The 21,827-nt window shown below is 51.8% G+C and carries 16 protein-coding genes and 1 pseudogene; 1 reads left to right on the top strand and 16 read right to left on the bottom strand.

The window, feature by feature from the left end:
* Positions 1-235: 235 nt before the first annotated feature.
* The 4 genes from mukB to cmoM are packed head-to-tail and all read right to left on the bottom strand — an operon-like array spanning position 236 to position 7,485.
* The gene (mukB, locus tag ESM_RS0105775; protein ID WP_000572625.1) at positions 236-4,696 is read right to left on the bottom strand and encodes a chromosome partition protein MukB; all 4,461 of its coding nucleotides are present in this window, start codon (positions 4,694-4,696) and stop codon (positions 236-238) included.
* Entirely contained in the window at positions 4,696-5,400 is a 705-nt protein-coding gene (gene mukE, locus ESM_RS0105770) for a chromosome partition protein MukE (RefSeq protein ID WP_010329756.1), read from the bottom strand. Before mukE ends, mukB begins: the two co-directional genes overlap by 1 nt.
* On the bottom strand, positions 5,381-6,703 hold the full coding sequence (gene mukF / locus ESM_RS0105765) for a chromosome partition protein MukF (RefSeq protein WP_001288861.1): 1,323 nt from the start codon (positions 6,701-6,703) through the stop codon (positions 5,381-5,383). Before mukF ends, mukE begins: the two co-directional genes overlap by 20 nt.
* Positions 6,700-7,485, bottom strand: coding sequence for a tRNA uridine 5-oxyacetic acid(34) methyltransferase CmoM (gene cmoM / locus ESM_RS0105760; RefSeq protein ID WP_001516118.1), 786 nt, complete (start codon positions 7,483-7,485; stop codon positions 6,700-6,702). The genes mukF and cmoM overlap by 4 nt, the downstream gene beginning before the upstream one ends.
* 135 nt (positions 7,486-7,620) lie before the next feature.
* Between cmoM and elyC the strand changes: the two genes are divergently transcribed.
* Positions 7,621-8,400 carry an envelope biogenesis factor ElyC gene (gene elyC, locus ESM_RS0105755; protein ID WP_000899544.1) on the top strand — a complete coding sequence of 260 codons (780 nt, stop codon included), beginning with the start codon at positions 7,621-7,623 and terminating at the stop codon, positions 8,398-8,400.
* Here elyC and ESM_RS0105750 read toward each other — a convergent pair.
* The 12 genes and pseudogenes from ESM_RS0105750 to ompC all read right to left on the bottom strand — a co-directional run bounded on the left by ESM_RS0105750 (position 8,377) and on the right by ompC (position 21,281).
* Entirely contained in the window at positions 8,377-9,270 is an 894-nt protein-coding gene (locus ESM_RS0105750) for a YcbJ family phosphotransferase (protein WP_000436936.1), read from the bottom strand. The two genes, elyC and ESM_RS0105750, sit on opposite strands and share 24 nt — an antisense overlap.
* A gap of 152 nt (positions 9,271-9,422) precedes the next feature.
* Complete coding sequence (gene kdsB / locus ESM_RS0105745; RefSeq protein ID WP_000011587.1) at positions 9,423-10,169, bottom strand: 3-deoxy-manno-octulosonate cytidylyltransferase; 747 nt, start codon at positions 10,167-10,169, stop codon at positions 9,423-9,425.
* Positions 10,166-10,348 carry a protein YcaR gene (ycaR, locus tag ESM_RS0105740; RefSeq protein ID WP_000350069.1) on the bottom strand — a complete coding sequence of 61 codons (183 nt, stop codon included), beginning with the start codon at positions 10,346-10,348 and terminating at the stop codon, positions 10,166-10,168. Before ycaR ends, kdsB begins: the two co-directional genes overlap by 4 nt.
* A gap of 56 nt (positions 10,349-10,404) precedes the next feature.
* Positions 10,405-11,631 (bottom strand): crosslink repair DNA glycosylase YcaQ, encoded by a 1,227-nt coding sequence (gene ycaQ / locus ESM_RS0105735; RefSeq protein WP_000174811.1) that lies wholly within the window; start codon positions 11,629-11,631, stop codon positions 10,405-10,407.
* 35 nt (positions 11,632-11,666) lie between these two features.
* Complete coding sequence (lpxK, locus tag ESM_RS0105730; RefSeq protein WP_000570568.1) at positions 11,667-12,653, bottom strand: tetraacyldisaccharide 4'-kinase; 987 nt, start codon at positions 12,651-12,653, stop codon at positions 11,667-11,669.
* Positions 12,650-13,621, bottom strand: a pseudogene (locus ESM_RS01000000124165) (ATP-binding cassette domain-containing protein); the annotation flags it as partial. The pseudogene ESM_RS01000000124165 and the gene lpxK, both read right to left, overlap by 4 nt.
* Positions 13,622-13,644: 23 nt before the next feature.
* Positions 13,645-15,291, bottom strand: coding sequence for a malate dehydrogenase (quinone) (gene mqo / locus ESM_RS0105720; RefSeq protein ID WP_000758095.1), 1,647 nt, complete (start codon positions 15,289-15,291; stop codon positions 13,645-13,647).
* Positions 15,292-15,500: 209 nt separating this feature from the next.
* Entirely contained in the window at positions 15,501-17,144 is a 1,644-nt protein-coding gene (gene yojI, locus ESM_RS0105715; RefSeq protein ID WP_000422223.1) for a microcin J25 efflux ABC transporter YojI, read from the bottom strand.
* A 75-nt stretch (positions 17,145-17,219) separates the two neighbouring features.
* Positions 17,220-17,870, bottom strand: a complete 651-nt coding sequence (alkB, locus tag ESM_RS0105710) for a DNA oxidative demethylase AlkB (protein WP_000885047.1) — start codon at positions 17,868-17,870, stop codon at positions 17,220-17,222.
* Entirely contained in the window at positions 17,870-18,934 is a 1,065-nt protein-coding gene (gene ada, locus ESM_RS0105705) for a bifunctional DNA-binding transcriptional regulator/O6-methylguanine-DNA methyltransferase Ada (RefSeq protein WP_000786341.1), read from the bottom strand. Before ada ends, alkB begins: the two co-directional genes overlap by 1 nt.
* 73 nt (positions 18,935-19,007) lie before the next feature.
* Entirely contained in the window at positions 19,008-20,063 is a 1,056-nt protein-coding gene (gene apbE / locus ESM_RS0105700; protein WP_000425712.1) for an FAD:protein FMN transferase ApbE, read from the bottom strand.
* A gap of 111 nt (positions 20,064-20,174) precedes the next feature.
* Entirely contained in the window at positions 20,175-21,281 is a 1,107-nt protein-coding gene (gene ompC / locus ESM_RS0105695; RefSeq protein ID WP_000865591.1) for a porin OmpC, read from the bottom strand.
* Positions 21,282-21,827 lie beyond the last annotated feature (546 nt).

Here is a 21,827-nt window from a genome sequence, read left to right as displayed (position 1 = left end):
ATACTTTGAATAGCCAGGCTGCTTTTCTCTACTTGCCTGTACAACGCCAATACTCACGAAAGTATGACGAGCAAGCCTGTTACTTATCAGGCTTACCTTCAGTATATAAACGTCGATACGTTTTTACACAACCTAATGTAAAGAAGTTTAAAGAAAAGCGCACCGTAATGCGGCATTTTTTTAGTGCAGAAACGGAGTTTTCGAAAAAAAAGGCGACATCGCTGCCGCCTTAATCTTAACTTGCCTGGGAAGACGCTTCGTCAGTTCCTGGAAGCGTTTCAGGAAGCTGCGGCGCAAAGCCACGCAAACCAACCACATGTACGTGTTCGGTATTCTGGAATACCTTACGCACCAGTTTGTAGGTGGTGCCTTTTTCCGGACTAATATTTTCTGGTGCCGCGATGATGAGCTGCATTTGCAAACGCTCACACAATTCAAACAACGTGGCGATAGAACGGGCATCCAGGCGCGCTGCTTCATCGAGGAACAGCAGACGACAAGGAGAAATATCTTTACCGCGCAGACGACGGGATTCATCTTCCCAGCTCTGTACCACCATCACCAGAATCGACATCCCTGTACCGATGGCCTCACCCGTTGACAACGCGCCTGACTCCGCACGCAGCCATCCATCGGAACCACGGTTAACTTCAACTTCCATCTCCAGGTAGTTGCGATAATCCAGCAGCTCTTCACCAATGGTCTGCGGCGTGCGCTGCCCCATATCAATTTGCGGGTTAAGGCGCTGATACAGTTTCGCCAGCGCTTCCGAGAAGGTCAGACGGTTGCTGTTAAACAAATCCTGATGTTGTTCATGCTGTTCAGAAAGCACATCCAGCAACATGGCGTGCGTTTCACGCACATTCACGTTCAGACGTACGCTGTTCACCTGGCCGAATGACACGTTCTGCAAGCCCTGGTTAAGCATACGGATACGGTTCTGTTCGCGCTGAATGGTTTTGCGAATAATGTTCGACACACTGCGGGAACTGATCGCCAGTTTCTGCTCACGGGAGGTTAATTCTTCGGTCAGACGGCTAAGTTCGATCTCCATCTGCTCGATAGCTTCTACCGGATCATCGGTACGAATAATATCCTGGCGGATTCGTTCGCGCAGATGCTGGTAAACCGCCACGAAGAACTGGATTTTACGTTCCGGACGTTTTGGATCTTCCGACATACGCAGCACGTCGCGTAGATGTTCGTTATCCGCTACCGCCAGACGCAGCGCACCTAACGCCTTATCCGACATGGAACGCAAATCATCAGCAGAAAGATAAGCCAGCTCGCGACGGTGCAAGCGGCGTTCGACGCCGTTGTCTTTCACCATGCGCATTACCGCGCACCAGCCCGCTTTGGCGGTCACCACCTGCTCGCGCATCTCGTGATAATCACGCTCCAGCTTGCGCAGTTTACGGGTCAGGTTGTCCATCTCCGCTTCGCAGAAGGTGAGCGCTTTTTCCAGTTGGTTGCGACGGGAACGGTTATTACTGAGTTGCGCATGTAGCTCGTCACGGCGAATACGCGCGCGCTCTTCTGCGCCGCTATCGGCACGCACACCGATATCCTGCAATTCGCGTTGCAGATCGTTAAGCAGTTCTTTTTTAGTGTCGTAAGAACTTTTCAGCGATGCCAGCACCTGATTGTACTGGTTCAACTGTGTAGCATGACCACGCAGTGCTTCACGAGCACGGGTACGCTCTGCTTCCGCATGTTCCAGACGTTCACGCAATTTTTCGTTGAGATCGCTGTTACCACTGAGCATTTCTGCCGAGTCGGAGTAGCTAAAGTGTGCGCGACGCTGCACCACTTCCGTCAGGGCAAATGCCTGCTGACGGGCATCGCGCTGCATCTGCTGGGAGTATGCGTAATCTTCTTTTAACTGTTCAAACTGTTCCGGATCGCTTTGCAACACTGAAACGATCGGCTCCAGTTTCGCCAGTTGATTACCGAACTGCTGAACAAAACGCGCCGCTTCCTGGGCTTCATCCAGACGTTCGCGGATTTCATCGACGCGATCTGCCAGCGTATCGTCAGCCAACAGGTTAAGGCGTGGCAGGATGCGGTTAAGCGCTGTCACGCCCTCTTTCGCCTGCTCAAACTGAATGCGTTGCTGCTGGTTATCATTTTCATGATTACTCAACGCCCGCTCCAGTTCGACGCGGCGGCTGTTCAGTTGACGGATTTCAGCTTCCGGATCGGACTCAAATGCCACCGCCAGATGGCTGCCGATAAAGCGACTGAAAGCCTGATGCAGGCGCTGAGTTTTCTGTACATCAAAGGAGAGCGTGGCGAAGCGTTCGGAAAGCACTTCACGTTCGGCATGAAGGCTTTCAATACGGCTTTCGCGCGCCGCACGACCAAACAACGGCACTTCAGGGAAGCGCGAATAACGCCACTGACGGTCGGCAATTTTCACCACCACCGCTTTTTCCAGTTCATCAACGCTAAACACGCTGTCATCGAATGACTGCGGATCACCTTCGATCAGATAGAGATCTTCCGGGCAATCGGTTAAACCTTCCAGTTGTTCGGCAATCTGCGACAGATCGGGCACTACGATGGCGTGACGAGAGGGGCCATACAGCGCCGAGAAGTACGGCGCATCTTCCAGGCTAACGTCGTCATAAATTTCTGACAACAGCACGCCGCCAAAACGTTCCGCCAGCGCATTCAGGCGCTGATCTTCAGAGCCCCCCGGCTGACTTAAACGCTCGATCTCTTCGTCAACGGCGTTTTTGCGCGCGCCCACTTCGTCACGTTCAACAATCGCCTCGCGCTCGCGCTCCAGCAACTGTTGCATATATTCAGTGACATCCTGACTGGAGGTGAACTCTTCACCGCACTGCTCGCTCAACTGATTGAGGCTGTTTTGCGCAGCCAACCAAACCGGCGCACGCTGCATCAGACTCTGAATGCGTGATTGCAGTTGTTCCTGTTCCTGACGCAGCGCCATGCGCTCTTCACGGGCATTAGACACGCTGTCAGAAAGGGAGGCAATGCGTGCTTCCAGTTCCTGATGCAGGGCTTCCAGTTCATCGATATCAAAGTTCTTGCCCTGGCGTTTGCAGAAATCCGCCAGCAGGCGCTCGGCTTCCTGTTGCTCACGCAGGCGCTGTTCCAGTTCGCTTAAGCGCATCCGCAGCGGCTGAACCTGTTCTGCAAGGTGACGTTGTTCGACCCCTTCGCGCAGCAGTTCACGAGCAACATCCCACGCTTCGTTACGCGCCAGCGGACCGTTAATGGCTGCGACTAACTGATAAGCCTGCTCAAACTGGCTATGCGCGGTTTGTGCCATGCTCATTTTCTGCTCAAGAGAGAGCATTTTTTCGGTGGCTTCCAGCTCTTTCGCCTGGAAGGTTTCCAGCCACTCGGCGGCGCTGTCGGCAGTTAAGTCCGGCAGATGACACAGTTCTTTAGCGCGGTTAAGTGCAGTAATCGCCTGGTTGTACTGGATCGCGCGCGTTTGCTGGACGTCCAGTGCCTGCTGGTAGTCAGCAAGCTGGTTTTTCAGCTCGTCCACTTCCAGTTCGGCGGCTTCCGCGCGCGCTTCATTCTCTTCCTGACGTTCGATGGCTTCTGCCACCACTTCGTTTTGCTCTTCGAGACGGATCTGCAATTCATCGAGATCCGCTTCGTAACGTTCGATCTTTTCCTGCTGACGCAGTGCGGTTTGCACGAGGTTCAGGTGATCGCTGGCTGCCTGATAATCTGCTTCCAGATCGCCTTCCGCACCGTTGTGCTCTGCCAGTTCACGCGCCATATCGACGTGTTTGTACTGCTCCGCCGCTAGTTGCTGACGAGAAGTGTGTAGCTCACGACGAAACTCCAGTGCCTTATCCAGATGAACGCGACGTTCGTTGGCGTGACGCATATAGTCCGCCGCCACATAGTTGGTGGCTTCACTGATCAAATGCTTAAACAGGTCGCGATCGGACTGCGTTACACGAATCGCTTCCAGCGTCATGCGGTTTTCACGCAGCGCTGCTTCCATATCCTGGAACGCTTTACGCACGCCGCTGTTTTCTGGCAGCAGATAGTCACGCAGAGAACGGGTAATGGCACTGGAAATACCGCCGTACAGTGAGGCTTCGATCAGACGATAGAATTTACTACGATCAGACGCCGAGCGCAGACGACGCGCAATGATGCCCAGATCGAACATCAGTGAATGGTAATCGGTGATGGAATTGAACTGCTTAAACTGCACGCCTTCCATCGCTTCGAGCTTCTCTTTCAGCTCATTAAGCGGCAGCACGCGCGCCTGGCGTTCGTTCAGGGTTTCTGTCACCAGTTGCGTCGGCAGCACCGACATCGGTAGCCCCTGAATCGCAAACGGTTTGATATCCACTTTACGATCGCGCCCGGCAACCTGTTGCAGACGCACACCGACCACCACGCGCTGATGGCGCGAGTTGATGGTGTCGAGCATCGAATAACAGACGCCCGCTTTTAGCTTACCGTGCAAACCTTTATCGCGCGAACCACTGGTGGCCCCGGCTTCCGTGGTGTTACGGAAGTGCAGCAGGGTCAGGTCAGGAATAAGCGCCGTAACAAACGCCGCCATAGTGGTGGATTTACCTGCACCGTTACCGCCGGAAAGCGTTGTGACCAGCTCATCGAGGTCAAAGGTACGGGCAAAAAAGCCGTTCCAGTTAATCAGCGTCAGTGAGCGAAATTTACCGCGTTCAATCATTATTCTTCCTCTCCGCTATCTGGCTGATTCTCTTCGGTTTCGTCGTTGAGTTGCAGGTGATTTTCCAGAGACATTGCTTCACCATCGCGAATCAGGCGACGTTGGGCTTCGCGCGGATCGTCACCAGCACGCACATCCGCACCAAAACGGAACACCGATTCTGTAATGCGGAACTTGCTGCTGTCGTGGCCCATAAACCACACCATGCCCAAACGACGCAGACGATTTAGCGAAGAACGTACTTTTTCCTGCAACTTCTGGCGGTCAACGTCTGAACCGGTAGAACGGTTGTTTACCAGTTTCAGCAGTTTCGCTTCGTCAGCCAGGGTGAGCAGTTCGTCATACAGTTCCTGCTGAGTAAAGATCCCCTCGTTCGCCAGCCGTTCCGGGCTGAGATAGAGATAACAGAGGATTTTCCCAACCATCATATCCAGTTCGGACAACACGGAACGAGGGATCAACGTGGTGGAACGTGGACGCAAATAGAAGAAACCTTCCGGCGCGCGAATAAGCTCAACGTTATAACGCGCGTAAAACTCTTCCAGGTATTCCTGAAAATCCATCAGGAATGCATGGTTGTCCAGTTCGTCAAGACCGATATGGCGACCTGAACGTAAGGCGCTATCCAGCGCCGGAAATAACGGATTCGCCAGCGCTTGCGCCAGCTTAACCGGCATCACTTGTTCAATATTTGTCGATGACATGCGCCTGTACCTTGGCTCCGTAATCATTAATCGGCTGCCATTTCGCTGGCAGTCCGGTGAAGTCTGCTTGCGCTACGCCGAGGCGTACCGCCTGATCAATAACAATGCGCGCAACATCAAAGTGACGCGCACGCGGATACTGCGCCAGATATTCGCGTACCACCAGACCAAGATCCAGCGGCACTTGTCTGGTTTTATAGACGGCGAGCTGCTCTTCGATGATTGCCGCCAGTTGTTCGCGGATCTCGTTAAACTCTTCGTACTCTAAATCTGGCGGAAGTTCCCCGGTCACTTCTTCGTCACGCAGTGCCATCTCTTCGTCACGCATATCCAGCAGACGATCGGCATTGGCGTAAGTCAGCGCCCACGGGTCATCAAAATAGGTTTGTACCGACTGACGTAATCGCTGGGCAAAGACACGGTTTTTATCCATATCGATCGCGGTACGGATAAATTTATGTACGTGGCGGTCATAACCGATCCATAAATCGATGGATTGCTGACCCCAACTGATAATACGGTCGAGTTTGCTTTGCAGGTCGTACACCAGACGATCGACAAAATGCAGATCGTCATGGGTCATGGTCGCATCCTGGATGCGCAACAGGTTAGCCTGTAATTTGTCGCCCGCCGCTTCCAGCGTATCTTGCAATTCACGCAGCGTACCAGAGGTTTCCGAAAGCAACATTTCACAGCTTGAGATCGCCGCCCGCCAGTCTTTATTCAGTAACTGGGCGATATCGTCTTTCACCTGTTGCTGCTGTTCGTCCATCAGACGTTGCGTCAGGTCGATACTGTCGAAAATTTCTGCTACCGAGTATTTCAGCGGCGCATAGACGTTACGGTGCCAGTGAAACTCATCGCCGCCCTCTTCTGCCGCATCCGCCGCACGCTTCAGTTCGCCTGCAACGATCGACAATTGCATAGAAAGACGCAGCGTAGAAAACTCGCGCTGACGGATGTAGTAATCAGTAATGCCGATGCCGAGCGGCGTCAGACGGTAAATGGCGTTCCCTTCCGCCTGTTCGCTTGTAAAGCGGTTCAGCAGACGTTGACGCACCATATCGTTGATCGCGTTGTTGGCGCGCACGCCGATGGTTTCGCTGGTTTGCTCAAACGCATCACTCACGTGGCGGAATGCATCCACCAGCTCACCTTCACTCATCTCGCCGTCCAGACGCTCGCCGTTCAGCGTGGCCACCGCCAGCAGAAAAGAGAGACGGTCTACCGGCAGCGAGATGGAGAAGTCATTTTTTCTGGCCCAGGCAACCAGTTCGGGGACTGTCTGGGAAAATTCACTCATACTTTATCCTTGCTCTGCGGTTTGCGCGCGGTGACATGAATATAACGCCCCAGGCTAATGTAAGGTTCCTGACGGCAATAACGCGTTTCTAATTCAAGTAATGCTTCGTAGCAATCGCGCTGTTGGTGCTTTTCACGCAGATAATCATGAAACACGCGAACGCCGGTCTTGCCGGTAATTTGCCAGCCAGCTTCTTCCAGCCACTGATATACCTGCGCCGGATCGCGCGGAGAGTCTGGCGAAAGCGTCCGTTTTTTCTTTTTCGGCATTCCCGCCTGCACGTAATCAAAATTCCCTGCAACCATGTTGTGCATCAGCAAACCGTGCGCATTGTAGAACATTAACGACAACATGCCTCCTGGGCGCAACACTGACCACAGAGTCTGTAACACGCTACGGGGGTCAGCGACCCACTCCAGCACCGCATGGAACAATATCAGATCAACGGGCGTTTCCAAATGCGAAGCAACATCCTGAGCAGCGCAATGTATAAATTGCATGTTGCCGCTCACACCTTTTGCTTCTGCCGCCTGCTTTGCGCGGTCGATCATCTGCGCAGAAAGATCGCATAAAATGACCTGATGCCCACGCCCGGCCATTTTGATCGCCGTCTGCCCTTCACCACCGCCAGCATCCAGCACTCGCAATTTTTGCGAGCCTATTTCCGCCAGCACACGATCGAGATCCTGCCACAGAATAGCCTGTCGAAGCTGTCCTTTGGTGGTGCCGTAAATGTTACGGGAAAACTTTTCCGCAATATCATCAAAATTGCGATCCTGCATTGCTTTCTCCACCGGTTGGCTAAGACGTTTTCTGATAAAGGCGCTATTTTGTCACAGCCGAGGCGAGAATGAACCCGTCTGGTGTAATATCACTGCCGATCCCTCGCTATATGGTTAAAAAAGGAACCAGAAAGGATGCTTTTTACACTGAAAAAAGTGATTGGCGGTATGCTGCTGCCACTTCCGCTGATGTTGCTGATTATTGGTGCTGGCCTGGTGCTGCTGTGGTTTAGTCGTTTTCAAAAAACCGGGAAGATATTTATTAGCGTAGGATGGCTGGCACTTTTGTTATTAAGTTTGCAACCGGTAGCAGATCGTCTGCTGCGTCCCATCGAAAGCACCTATCCGACATGGAACAATGTACAAAAAGTGGACTATATAGTGGTGCTGGGCGGCGGCTATACCTGGAACCCGCAGTGGGCGCCAAGTTCAAATTTAATCAATAACAGTCTGCCACGCCTGAATGAAGGCGTGCGTTTGTGGCGTGAAAATCCGGGATCAAAGTTAATCTTCACGGGTGGTGTGGCAAAAACCAATACGGTGAGTACAGCAGAAGTGGGGGCCAGAGTGGCGCAATCGCTGGGTGTCCCACGCGAGCAGATTATTACGCTGGATTTACCGAAAGATACCGAAGAAGAAGCCACAGCAGTGAAACAGGCAATTGGTGACGCCCCTTTCCTGTTGGTGACCTCTGCGTCTCATTTGCCGCGCGCGATGATCTTTTTTCAACATGCAGGGTTAAATCCGCTACCTGCCCCCGCCAATCAACTGGCGATCGATTCACCGCTTAACCCGTGGGAACGGGCAATCCCGTCTCCGGTCTGGTTGATGCATAGCGATCGGGCCGGTTATGAAACGCTTGGCCGCATCTGGCAGTGGTTAAAAGGTTCATCAGGCGAGCCACGGCAAGAGTGATTTTGATGCCAGATCGAAGTTGCTCCGACTAAACCGTCCGGTATTGACCAGTTGCGCAACTTCATCCCATAACACATATAGCCAACGTCGCCAGATGAACGACTCCGCCACTGGCGCGCGTTGCAGGTAACTCCAGAGTAAATCTTCTGCCAGCGTATTATCCATTAGTCGGAACAGTTCATACTCTCGCGGTGCCCAAAGCATTAATCCCGGCCCGACCATCGCCAGTAGTTGATCGCTGCGCGAATCTTTCAACATGCTACGCAAACAGAAATTGCCGTGAATCAGCACACAATTGTCGTTAAATCCTTCAAATAATGCTGGAAGACATTCGCGGGTGCGGAACAGAATCCGCTTATCCTGCATGGTTAAACCGGTGTTATTGAACTGATTGAGCGTGGTCCATAACACTTCAATATGTTGCCGATACCAGGAGGGCCAGAAATTTTCCTGGGTATTATCCACTGCGCCAACGCAACCGCGACTGTCCTGTCGGTGCCAGGCCAACAGAGCTTCAACAATTTGCTCTTTCAGATGCTCCCAACGTTCCGGTGTACGTGCAGGTGCTTCCACAGAAACACCACGCATCCGCTCCAGTAACAGGACATCGGGGCCTGGGTGTTCTTCATGTGTCATCACACCATAAATAGTTGGCATACGGATAGTCCCGCTGCGCGCCAGCATGGTGGTTTTCCATGCCAACTGTCGTGCTTGCCCTGGCGTACTAAAGCTTCTTGCCAACAGCGGCATTGGGTTTCCCTGGCTGTCATACAAAGCCCACAACGCCGTATTCGCTTTTTCATTGACACACTCGATACGACTGAGTTTTTCACCCAGTAAATGGCTTAATTCGGCACGCAGCTGTTCCATTCAGATTACCCTCATAAAAGCTACTGCCTTCATAATGAGCGCCAATGTAAAAGATGTCACCTGAATGAGATCAATTGTTGAAAAGAAAAATGAGGAAAATCGTAACGGTACGACACTCCCCCGAAAATCGGGTGGAGTGTCGTGAAATTAACTTAGCGCATTTCAGCGCGAACGCGCTCGAGATCTTCAGGGGTATCCACACCTGTACCAGGAACTTCCCGGGCGACAGCAACATGGATTTTTTCGCCGTACCACAGTACGCGAAGCTGCTCTAACATTTCGATGTGTTCTAACGGGCTTGGCTGCCAGTTAACATAACGGCGGATAAAACCTGCACGGTAGCCATAAATACCGAGATGCCGCAGGAAATTATCACCAACGGTTTCCAGACTTTTTGCAAAACGGTCACGATCCCACGGAATGGTGGCACGTGAAAAGTAAAGCGCATAACCTTCAGCATCAAGAACCACTTTAACCGCATTCGGATTAAAGACTTCTTCCGCATTGTGGATAGGTACAGCCAGGGTAGCCATTCCCACTTCACGCTGGGCGAGATTATCGGCAACCTGACGAATGATTGTTGCAGGGATCATGGGTTCATCCCCCTGCACATTAACAATCACCGTATCGTCACTGAACGCGCATTTTTCGACAACTTCCGCCAGACGCTCAGTGCCTGATTGATGATCGGCGCGCGTCATGCATACTTCACCACCCGCAGCTTCAACGACGCGGGCGACATCGTCATGATCGGTTGCCACGATGATGCGATCGGCACCTGATTCGCGGGCGCGCTCAAGGACATGAACGATCATGGGCTTGCCGTTAATATCGACCAGCGGTTTACCGGGCAGACGCGTAGAAGCGTAGCGCGCGGGAATAATGACCACAAAACTCATGATTTACTCTCATCGGCAGTCAGTACACGGGCTTCCGTTTCCAGCAGAACTGGAATGCCATCGCGCAGCGGGAAAGCCAGGTTATCCAGTTTGCAAATCAGTTCTTGTTTTTCCTGGTTATACCAAAGTTTGCCGTTGCAAACCGGGCAGGCAACGATTTCAAGCAGACGATGATCCATAGTTCCTCCAGATGGATCGGGTTATGAATGCATAAATCTTATCATAATCATTTATGCTAGGGGGCTATTTCCCAGCCAGTGCGGCAATCGGTAAAAAGATCGGGTGGGCAGCGCCCTAATGTCACTCGCGTCGCCTGCTGCCAGCTAGCAAAATCGGTAATCGCCAGGCGTAACCCTTTTTGAAGAGAAGCTGTCGGTTTGATGCCATCCTGTAACCAGAGGGAGATAACTTCAAGAATGCCCGCCTGGCGATGTATTTTGGCATCCATTCGCCCGACTAATTGCCCACGATGTAGTAACGGCAGAACGAAATAGCCATACTGGCGTTTCGGCGCTGGCGTGTAGCATTCCAGCCGGTAGCTAAAATCAAAAAGTTGCTCTGCACGTTTACGATCCCAGACGACAGGGTCAAAAGGTGACAGTACAGTGCTATGCGTCGCGGTTAGTTTCCCCGCGAGAGCTGTTTCGAGAAGAGGCAACAAGTCAGCATGCAGCCAGAGTTGTCCTAATCTCTCCACATTTATGGGGATAATTTGTTGCTGTTCAGCACATAGATCACGCCAGGCCGACAGTGCAGGACGTTTCAAACGATAATAATCCGCCAGCCACTGTTCGCGGAATATTCCCAGGCAACGCGCGCTGTTATCCAGCATGGCGATTTCTGCTTCTGTTTGCGAAACGAGATCACGCTCATCATCCCAGTGAGGCATGACGCGATGGGTTAGATCATAAACTCGCTGGAAGTTGCGCCGTTCAACTACCATGACTTTTCCGGCAGTAAATAAGCCTTCCAGATGCCGTTTATGGGGCTTCCACTCCCACCAACCGCTTGCCCCTTTTCGGGGATGTTCAAAATCGGCTGAACGTACCGGTCCGTTATCTTGTATGTGCTGAATTAACTGTTCAATTTCTGCTACATGTTCCTGCATCCAGGCGTCTTTGTATTTCCAGCCCATTTTTTCAGGTGCCAGCATTCGGTGGCGAATAAGACGAAAATCGCTACGCGGCATAAAGCAGGCTTCATGCGCCCAGTACTCCATTAATTCGCCACGTGTCAGTGACTCATCCAGCCACTGCGGAGAATAATTACCAAGGCGACTAAAAAGTACCAGATAAGGGCTACGGGCAACGATATTGATAGTGTCGATTTGTAGCAGGGAGATACGGGAGATAGTTGACAGGATATCTTCTGGCGACGCACGACGGCGGGATTTGTTTAACAGGCCTTGCGCGGCAAGGTGAAGATTACGCGCATCGGCAAGGGAAATATACGGCAGCGTCATCATGGCTTCATCTATTGAACGCTGCCGCGGCGGAATTAGTTGCCAGAAGCCAGCGAGGAAAGTTGCGCGAGCAGTTTCTCTGGTTCATCGCCCGAAAGCTGTGCGTCAACGGGCAAATACCACCAATTTTCTTCTGCAAAGGCCCGGCATTTCACCGCATCTTTTTCAGTCATGATCAGCGTTTGCCCGGCACTTAACAGTGCGCTGACATCCGCATGATTCAAAGACTGATGATCGGCCAGCGGAACACATTTTTCTGGTTGAACACCGCACATCTTCAGCGTGGCAAAAAAGCGCGGCGGGTGACCAATCCCCGCCATTGCTACCACATGTTCAAGTTGTGCAACATCACAACGCGTACCAGTACGCAAATTCACAGCCTGACCCGGCAGCAGATGCATTGGGATTTCACCATTGTGCGGTACACCGCCGTTGACGATTACCGCATCAACCGATTTTAAGCGCCCCGCTCGCTCACGCATTGGCCCCGCGGGCAACCACCAGCCATTACCAAAGCGACGCACACCATCGATGACGACAATTTCTACATCTCGCGCCAGGCGATAATGCTGTAGACCGTCGTCAGTCACGATGAGTTGTACATCAGGATGCTGCGCCAGAATCACTTTTACTGCATCAGAACGTTCGGGAGAAACCGCAACAGGCGCACCAGTGCGCTGATAAATAAGCACCGGTTCATCACCCGCCTGTGCCGTGGTGGTATCTGCCGACAGTAACAACGGATACGATTCGGCCTTACCGCCATACCCTCTTGACACCACACCAACGCGAACACCGCATTTTTGCAGTTGTTCCACCAGCCAGACAACGACCGGGGTTTTTCCATTGCCACCTGCGGTGAGGTTACCGACCACCACAACTGGCACTGGCGCGCGCCATGCGCGTTTCAATTTTAATTTGTAGCAAAGACGGATTACACCACTCACCAGGCCATACAGCCAGGAGAGTGGCAGCAACAGCCGCCACAAAGGCGATTCACCAGACCAGATTTTTTCAATCATTGGCCAAACTGCATTTTGTGAAGTTGCGCGTAGACACCACGGTGTTCAAGCAAATCGTTGTGCGTACCGCGTTCCACAATGACCCCGTCCTCGACGACCACAATTTCGTCTGCCTTTTCAATGGTAGACAAACGGTGGGCTATCACCAGTGAAGTACGGTTTTTCTGCAACTCATCCAGCGCCGCCTGAATTGCACGTTCAGATTCAGTATCCAGTGCCGAGGTGGCTTCGTCCAGAATCAGAATCGGGCTGTCACGCAACAAAGCACGAGCAATAGCAATACGCTGACGCTGACCGCCAGAAAGCAGTACACCGTTTTCGCCAATTACCGTATCGAGACCGTTATCCATCTTATTGATAAAGTCCATGGCATAAGCCATACGCGCCGCTTCTTCAATTTGCTCACGGCTGTACTGGTCAGTACGTGCGTAAGCAATGTTGTTGGCAACCGTATCGTTAAACAGATGGACATTCTGCGACACCAGCGCAACCTGATTACGCAATGACGCCAGGGTATACTCGCGTAGATCGTGACCATCCATCAGGATCTCGCCTTCATCGATATCGTAGAAGCGAGTGATTAAACTCGCGATGGTCGATTTACCCGAACCAGAACGTCCAACCAGAGCAACTGTTTTCCCTGCCGGGATTTTCAGGTTGATGTTACGCAAAGCGGGAACTTCACGCCCTGGATAGGTGAAGGTAACATTACGGAATTCCACATCGCCGGTAGCACGCTCAATCTCACGCTTACCTTCGTCTTTCTCCTGTTCACTATCCAGAATGGTGAACAGCGTCTGACAGGCCGCCATACCACGTTGGAACTGGGCGTTAACGTTGGTCAGCGATTTCAGCGGACGCATCAGTGCAATCATTGAAGAGAAAACAACGGTAATCGTACCGGCTGTCAGGCTATCCATCACACTTGGGAAGCTCGCCGCATACAGAACAAACGCCAGCGCCAAAGCCAGTTGCCGGATGCGGCGCACCATTACAACGCAATATCCGCCACTTCTTTTTGTACTGGTTGCGGTTTCAACTGCGCTTTCGGCGTGCTATCTGCCGCCTGCGGCTTATCATATTTCAGGCTCAGAACTTCGCTGGTGTACTGCAATTCACGTTCTGTTGCCGCCGCATCACCGTTCAGCTTGCTGCCATAAGACGGAACAATCGCTTTCAGCGTGGCCTGCCATTGTGGGCTGGAAACACGATCACCAAACACTTTTTCCAACAGACTCAACATAATCGGCGCAGCGGTAGATGCCCCCGGCGATGCGCCGAGCAGCGCAGCAATGGTTCCTTGCTGGTCGCTGACCACTTCTGTACCCAGACGCAGCACGCCGCCTTTATCGGCATCACGTTTGATAATCTGCACGCGCTGTCCCGCTTGCCACAAACGCCAGTCCTCTTTTTTCGCTTGTGGGTAGTACTCTTTCAACGCTTCAAAACGATCCTCTTCACTCAACATCACCTGACTCACCAGATATTTCACCAGATCGAAATTATCCAGCCCGACGTGCATCATCGGCATCACGTTAGAGGTGGTGGTGGAACTCATCAGATCCCACAGCGAACCGTTTTTGAGGAATTTGGTTGAGAAGGTAGCAAATGGCCCGAACAGCACCACGCGTTTACCGTCCAGTACACGGGTATCGATATGCGGAACTGACATCGGCGGCGCGCCAACGGATGCTTTACCATAGACCTTCGCCAGATGGTGATTAACCACATCCGGGTTTTCCGAAACGAGGAACTGACCACCCACCGGGAAACCGGCGTATTCTTTCGCTTCCGGAATACCGGACTCCTGCAACAGTTTCAGTGCCGCGCCACCCGCGCCGATAAAAACAAATTTCGCACGGATGTTCTGTGCGGTGCCGTTTTTCAGATCGGCAACGGTGACGGTCCAGGTGTTATCGTCATTACGTTTGATAGCGCGGACTTCGCTGCTGAGTTGCAGCGAGAAGTTAGATTTCTTCTGTAATGAGGCGATCAACTGACGGGTGATCTCACCGTAGTTCACATCGGTGCCAATTTCTGTACGCGTAGCCGCCACTTTCTGTTGTGGATCACGCCCTTCCATCACTAACGGTGCCCACTCCTTGATTTGCGCGTGATCTTCAGAGTAACGCATACCGCGAAACAGCGAACTTTGTTGCAATGCCGCGTAACGGGCACGCAGGAAATTGACGTTATCTTCGCCCCAGACAAAGCTCATATGCGGAACGGTATTGATAAATGAACGCGGGGTACGCAGCACGCCGCGCTCGACCTGGTGCGCCCAGAACTGGCGGGAAATCTGGAATGCTTCGTTAATGGCGACTGCTTTTTCAATACTGATGCTGCCATCGGCGTTTTGCGGGGTGTAATTGAGTTCCATCAGCGCAGAATGCCCGGTTCCGGCGTTGTTCCAGCCGTTCGAACTCTCCTGCGCGACACCCTCCAGGCGCTCTACCATGGTCATCGACCATTCAGGCTCCAGTTCCCGTAAATAGGTCCCCAACGTGGCGCTCATAATGCCGCCGCCAATCAACAGTACATCAGTTTCCTGCTCCTCGGACGCTTTCGCTTTTGCCGTCATTGAAACGGCATTAAGCCCCACGGCCATCGAGAAGAGCATGGCAGTCACTTTTTTCATCTTGTTAATGCCTTACTTTTAGTCGCTTTATTGCAGGTGAGATTTGCGCGGCATCAACGTTAACACTTAAGTAACAACATTTAAATAATGTTTATAATTTATCTTCTATTTTTATAAACATTATGATTTCGTTGATTAATTATAAGGTTATTAGAAACGAAGGGAACGCTTACCTGGCAGCAGAAGTCCGTCAGGTAAGCGTCAAAATATCATGCCGTCCGGGCAACGGCATCACGCGAAGCGGCATCACGCTCTTCGCCGGTTAGTTCGCTAAGCAGCCCACTGCGCATTTCCAGCAGGCGGTCGGCGTGAATAAAATAGTGGTCGTCATGACTGATGGCGAAAATCGTTTTGCCCATCTCCTGCATCAGCGGCAGTAATACCTGATAAAACTCACGGCGGAAGTGTGGATCCTGATCCGCTGCCCATTCATCCAACAGGATTATGTCGCGTTCTTCTGCCAGTGCCAGCAACAACGCCACGCGTTTCTTCTGCCCTTTCGATAACTTCAGGTTAAGAATACGCCCGTTACTTAACTCAAGCTTATGACCTATTTTCAACTGATCTAACCACTTCTCAACCAGTTGTGGATTTGCGGTTTTACCCTCCGGCCCCAGCAGTTGATCAAACAACCAGACATCGGTAAACACGGCGGAAAACAGCTTGCGATAATCTTCTGGTTTTTCAGCGCTGATGGGGTTGCCATCCAGCAAAATTTCACCGCTTTGCGGCTGATACAACCCCGTCAGCAACATCGCCAGCGTCGATTTACCGCTACCGTTGCCACCAATCAGGAACAGCAGTTCGCCACGTTTAATAGTGAGGTTAATCGGGCCAACGGAAAAAGCATTATCCTGATAACTAAACGTCACGTTACGCAGCTCCAGGGTTTGCCAGTTGGGAAACGCCTGCGGGCGCGGAAACTCCGCTTTAAAAGGCGCGAGCGCGAATTTGTTCAGCTTGTTGAACGCCACCTGTGCCGTCAGCAGCGTCGGCAACGCACCAACCGCCGAAAGCAGCGGTGTACGCAGGAACAACAGCGTCAGCGAATAAGTCGCCGCAACGTTGGTATCAGCCCAACCGAGACTGTTTGCCATCCAGAACACCAGGCCTATTGCGCCCAGCATCATAATGTTCGACCAGTTCACGGCACTAAGATGGAATGTATCAGCACGAATAATATGATGGCGATATTCTTGCGCATCGGGGATGTAGAGATTGTTAAAAACGTACTCGGCGCGCTCGCGGTTCAGGGTCAGCTCTTTGCGCCCTTCCAGTACAGTTTGAAAATCCGTGTACAGCTTGTCTTCGGTTTCTCGCAGGGTCGCCATATGTTTGTACACCCGCGCCACCAACAAAAAACCACCCCAGATGGTGATTGCCATCCAGATCGCCGTTACCAGCAACATTTTACCCGACAGCATCCACAGATACGCCGCCGAACCCACAGTGAGAATGATACCCTGCACCAGTTCAGGTAAGCGCACAAAAGCGATGGTGATATTGCGCACATCGCTGGTTAACCCCGCCAGCAATGAGGCACTGCCCAGTTGTTCAATGCGCTCGACGTGGGTATCCAGAATCCGCTTGATAAATTCGCTACGCAGTCGGTAAACGAAATGATGGCCCAGCGTGGTGAGCGCCAGTTGCGATCCCAGTGTTACCGCCATCAACAGCAGCAATAAACCCAGAAACTCCGGCAACACCAGCAAACTGGTATCTGCCGTTTCGATAAGACGCTGATTGATAAAAGCAATTAAGCCAATGCCTAACGCCGCACTGGCGAGGCTGAGCGCCATCACACTGATAAATGGCCAGCGATACTGCCGCCAGACAAGTACAAGAAGTTCCATGCAGAAAACCCGGACAATGAATTACAGCCCGCAGTTTAAACATCTCCGCACACACAGCAATAATAATTCTTATTTTTATTCTTCTTTACCTGCCTGGCGAAAGGTCAGGTTGTAGCGACAGTCGGCGGTCAGTGGATGAAATCCCGCTTTTAGCGATTGAATACCGTGATAAAACAGCCGTGACTCACCGCCCCACACCACCACATCGCCATGTTCCAGCAACAGACGTTTTAGCGGATCATTACGTTTCAAGCCGCCAAACTGGAAAATTGCAGGCAGTCCCAGAGAAACAGAAACAATTGGCGCGCGCAGATCCGGCTCGTCTTTATCCTGATGCAATGACAGTTTCGCGCCAGGGACGTAGCGGTTGATAAGGCAAGCGTCAGGCTGGAAATCGGGATACCCCGCCGCCGTTGCTGCCCGTTGGCACAAATCACGAAAGCCTTGCGGCATGGCGGGCCACGGCTTATTTGTTTGTGGATCAATAGGCGAATAGAGATAGCCTTGCTGGTTAGTCGTCCAGCCAAGACGTCCACAGTTGGTCATTGCCACCGACATGGTATACCCACCCGGTGTAACCATCTGGCGAAACGGCGACTGGTTGGCGACACCGTTAATTTCCTGCATCAGATCTTCTGCGATATCAAAAGCAAAACGGCGCAGGATCACCGCGCCGGAAGCCAGCGGTTCTTGCCAGGGTTCAGCATCAGTGAACAGATCCAGCATTACCTCTCCTCATTTTCAGCTTCGCGACGTAGCAATTGCGCTTTACGCGAAACACCCCAGCGGTAACCGGAAAGTGCGCCATCGCCACGTACCACCCGATGACAAGGTATAACGATCGCTAACTTATTGGCGGCGCAAGCACTTGCCACTGCACGCACCGCTGTTGGTTTGCCGATGGAATTTGCCAGTCGCTGGTAACTCACTGTTTCACCACAAGGAATGGAACGCAATGCTTGCCAGACTTGTTGTTGGAAAGCGGTGCCGCGAATATCCAACGGTAACGTCAGCGGCGTATTACGGTTATTAAGGCTGGCGATGACCTCGCGCACATGTTGCTGAAATGTCGGATCAGCAGGGGCGTTGTCGGCGGCAGGAAACATCTGCTGTAGCTCGCCAATTAATGCCGCATCGTCATCGCCCAGTAAAATCGCGCAAATCCCCCGCTCGCTTTCCGCCACCAGGCAACGCCCCAGCGAACAATCGGCCAGCGCATAACGAACAGCCAGGTTTTCGCCACCATGACGAAACTGTTTAGCCGTCATGCCCAGCGTTTCGTCGGCTTTACGGTAGTAACTGCTGCCGTCGGGAAATCCGGCGTGGAGAATCGCCTGGGTGACGCTCTCCCCTTTCGTTAACGATTCGCGCAAGCGACGAGCGCGCCAGGCCTGTTGCCAGGCTTTTGGTGTCATTCCGGTCGTAGCTTTAAATAAACGGTGTAAGTGGAATGGACTCATCGCCACCTGGTCGGCTAAAGCCTCCAACGTCACGGGCGTTTCTTGTTCCAGCAGCCGACAAGCATGGGTGATTTTATCCAACCGGTCTTGCCGGGCATTGGCTTTGTCCGGCTGGCAACGTTTGCAGGGGCGAAAACCTGCGGCAAGCGCCTCGCTGGCATCCGCATAAAAGGAGACGTTTTCCCGCAGGGCATGTCTGGCGCGGCAAGACGGGCGGCAAAAGATGCCCGTGGTACGCACGGCGAAAACGAATTTGCCGTCGGCGTGCGGGTCGCGGGCCAGGACAGATTGCCAGCGTTGATCGTCAGTTAAGCATGTGGCGTTTTTCATAAGCAGCTCCCTGGTTAAGGATAGCCTCTAGTCTGCCCGGTCACCATCACGCAAAAACCAACAATCTTGCGCTTTAATTTTTTTCGCTGATAAGGAAGCTTTTAAACTGCGGCGACATCCAGGTTTTAAAACTATCGCCCTCTTTGGTGATCATATAGACCGCCAGCCCTTCCCGGCGAACGATTTCTTTGGCTTTATCCGGCCCGAGAACCATTAACCCGGTGTCCCAGGCATCGGCCTCCAGCGCCGTCGGGGCAATTACCGTCACGGACACCAGATTATGTTCGATGGGACGCCCGGTTTGCGGATCGATAACATGGGACAGGCGTTTGCCGTCCAGCTCGTAATAGTTGCGATAGCTACCGGAGGTGCTAATCCCGTGGCCATTGATATCGACCACGGCCTGAACCGCATTCTCTTTATCGGTCGGTTTTTGGATCGCCACCCGCCACGGCTGCCCTTCACCATTCATGCCCCGGCTGTTCAGTGCGCCGCCAACCGACACCAGATAGCGGGAAATACCTTCCTGCTCCATGAGGCGCGCCAGATGATCTGCCGCATAACCTTCACCCACGGTGGAGAGATCGACATATAAGTCCGGCACATCTTTTTGCAGATATTGCTGATGCAACTGATTAATTACCGTCAGGTGCTGTAAGCCGGTTTTGGCTTTCATCGCGTCGATCTGTTCCTGGGTCGGGATTTGTACCGGCTGTTGCTCCGGGCCAAAGCCCCACAAATTCACCAGCGGCCCGACGGTAATATCCATCGCACCGTCAGTCTTTGCGCCAATGCGTAGCGAAGTGGTGACGATATCAGCCATCGCTTCACTTACCGGCCACGGCGATAAACTTTGCGAGTCGTTAAAACGCATCAGCGCGGAATCTTTTTTATAAGTCGAAAGTAGCTGATCGTCGGCATCCAACTGAGTCTGGATCTTCTCTTTGAGTTCAACACTACGTTTGGCGTCAATGCCCGGAATGCTGGCACGCCAGAAGGTTCCCATCGTTTTGCCTTCAAGAACGGTAACTTCAGGAGCGTTGGGTTTGGCGGGTTGTGGTTTTTGATCGCAACCAACAAACAAGAGCGCGGCAGCCAGCAATGCCACACGGGTAAAGTTCATTTCCATACGTGATTATCCTCATGCGAACGGTCGCAAGAGTACACCAAAAGACTGCGTTTGTACGCTGAAAACAATGAAAAAAGGGCCCGCAGGCCCTTTGTTCGATATAAATCGAGATTAGAACTGGTAAACCAGACCCAGAGCTACGATGTCATCAGTGTTGATGCCAGCAGCGCGGGTGAAACGGTTGTCGTCCAGCAGGTTGATTTTGTAGTCAACATAGGTGGACATGTTTTTGTTGAAGTAGTAGGTAGCACCAACATCAACATATTTCAGGATATCTTCGTCGTCATAGTTATGACCAGCAATGACACCCAGGTTTTTACCTTTAGACTGCAGGTATGCTACAGACGGACGCAGACCGAAGTCGAACTGGTACTGAGCAACAGCTTCGAAGTTCTGTGCTTTGTTCGCCCAACCCAGGGAACCTACGCGAGTTGCGTTATAGGTCTGGGTGTACTGAGCAGCCAGGTAGATGTTGTTCGCGTCGTATTTCAGACCACCAGTGTAGGTTTCAGCACGGTCGCCGTTACCGATGTAAGCAGCGCTGTTCTGATCATCAGTACGTTTGGAGCTGGAAACTGCAGCACCGATACCGAAGCCTTCGTAATCATAAGTGATAGAACCGCCAACGCCGTCGCCGTTCTGACGCAGAGCGCCACGACCGTTGTTGGTCATGCCTTCGCCGCTTACGCTACCGTTTTTACCCTGATACTGAACAGCAAAGTTCAGGCCGTCAACCAGACCGAAGAAGTCGGTGTTACGGTAGGTCGCGAAGCCGTTACCACGCTGCTGCATGAAGTTGTCAGAACCGTAGGTGTCGCCACCGAATTCTGGCAGAACGTCGGTCCAGGAAGTTACGTCGTAAACAACGCCGTAGTTACGACCGTAGTCGAAAGAACCGATATCCTGGAATTTCAGACCAGCGAATGCCACACGGGTCCAGGAGTTTTCTTTGTTGTCTTCAGAGGTATTGCCCTGGATCTGATATTCCCACTGGCCGTAACCGGTCAGTTGGTCAGTAACCTGAGTTTCGCCTTTGAAACCAAGACGTACATAGGTCTGGTCGCCGTCTTCTGACTTGTTGTCAGAGAAATAGTGCAGGCCGTCTACTTTACCGTACAGATCTAATTTGTTGCCGTCTTTGTTGTAAACTTCAGCAGCGTTTGCTGCGCCTGCTACCAGCAGAGCTGGGACCAGGAGGGACAGTACTTTAACTTTCATGTTATTAACCCTCTGTTATATGCCTTTATTTGCTTTTTTATGCCACTGCATACTGATTAACCCTCATTAATCAGTCGGCAAGTCCATTCTCCCCAAAAATGCAGAATAATCCAACACGAATATGATACTAAAACTTTTAAGATGTTTCATTTATCGCTATAGATGTTTCAAAATGTAAATGTGATGGAACTTTTTAAGATTCTTGATGATTGGCGAAATAAGCACCTAACATCAAGCAATAATAATTCAAGGTTAAAATCAATAACTTATTCTTAAGTCGTTGATAGCACTGAATGCCAAAACAAAATCTTCACTCGCAACTAAAATATGTCTCGCTATCATCATTAACTTTATTTATTACCGTCATTCATTTCTGAATGTCTGTTTACCCCTATTTCAACCGGATGCATCGCATCCGGTTTTTTTTACCCTTCTTTACACAACTTTTATTTTCTTGTGCTACCCATACAAAATTATAACAACTGTTAATAATTTCACATAAAATTAACAATATTATAATTCCCCGCCATCTTTCCTTATTTGTAA

Source organism: Escherichia sp. TW09308 (assembly GCF_000208565.1).
GTDB lineage: Bacteria > Pseudomonadota > Gammaproteobacteria > Enterobacterales > Enterobacteriaceae > Escherichia > Escherichia marmotae.
This window is presented reverse-complemented; position numbering and strand designations above follow the sequence as displayed.

Coding starts and splice junctions, on each gene's coding strand:
- mukB (WP_000572625.1), bottom strand. CDS start 4,696: ATGATTGAACGCGGTAAATTTCGCTCACTGACGCTGATTAACTGGAAC.
- mukE (WP_010329756.1), bottom strand. CDS start 5,400: ATGTCATCGACAAATATTGAACAAGTGATGCCGGTTAAGCTGGCGCAA.
- mukF (WP_001288861.1), bottom strand. CDS start 6,703: ATGAGTGAATTTTCCCAGACAGTCCCCGAACTGGTTGCCTGGGCCAGA.
- cmoM (WP_001516118.1), bottom strand. CDS start 7,485: ATGCAGGATCGCAATTTTGATGATATTGCGGAAAAGTTTTCCCGTAAC.
- elyC (WP_000899544.1), top strand. CDS start 7,621: ATGCTTTTTACACTGAAAAAAGTGATTGGCGGTATGCTGCTGCCACTT.
- ESM_RS0105750 (WP_000436936.1), bottom strand. CDS start 9,270: ATGGAACAGCTGCGTGCCGAATTAAGCCATTTACTGGGTGAAAAACTC.
- kdsB (WP_000011587.1), bottom strand. CDS start 10,169: ATGAGTTTTGTGGTCATTATTCCCGCGCGCTACGCTTCTACGCGTCTG.
- ycaR (WP_000350069.1), bottom strand. CDS start 10,348: ATGGATCATCGTCTGCTTGAAATCGTTGCCTGCCCGGTTTGCAACGGC.
- ycaQ (WP_000174811.1), bottom strand. CDS start 11,631: ATGACGCTGCCGTATATTTCCCTTGCCGATGCGCGTAATCTTCACCTT.
- lpxK (WP_000570568.1), bottom strand. CDS start 12,653: ATGATTGAAAAAATCTGGTCTGGTGAATCGCCTTTGTGGCGGCTGTTG.
- mqo (WP_000758095.1), bottom strand. CDS start 15,291: ATGAAAAAAGTGACTGCCATGCTCTTCTCGATGGCCGTGGGGCTTAAT.
- yojI (WP_000422223.1), bottom strand. CDS start 17,144: ATGGAACTTCTTGTACTTGTCTGGCGGCAGTATCGCTGGCCATTTATC.
- alkB (WP_000885047.1), bottom strand. CDS start 17,870: ATGCTGGATCTGTTCACTGATGCTGAACCCTGGCAAGAACCGCTGGCT.
- ada (WP_000786341.1), bottom strand. CDS start 18,934: ATGAAAAACGCCACATGCTTAACTGACGATCAACGCTGGCAATCTGTC.
- apbE (WP_000425712.1), bottom strand. CDS start 20,063: ATGGAAATGAACTTTACCCGTGTGGCATTGCTGGCTGCCGCGCTCTTG.
- ompC (WP_000865591.1), bottom strand. CDS start 21,281: ATGAAAGTTAAAGTACTGTCCCTCCTGGTCCCAGCTCTGCTGGTAGCA.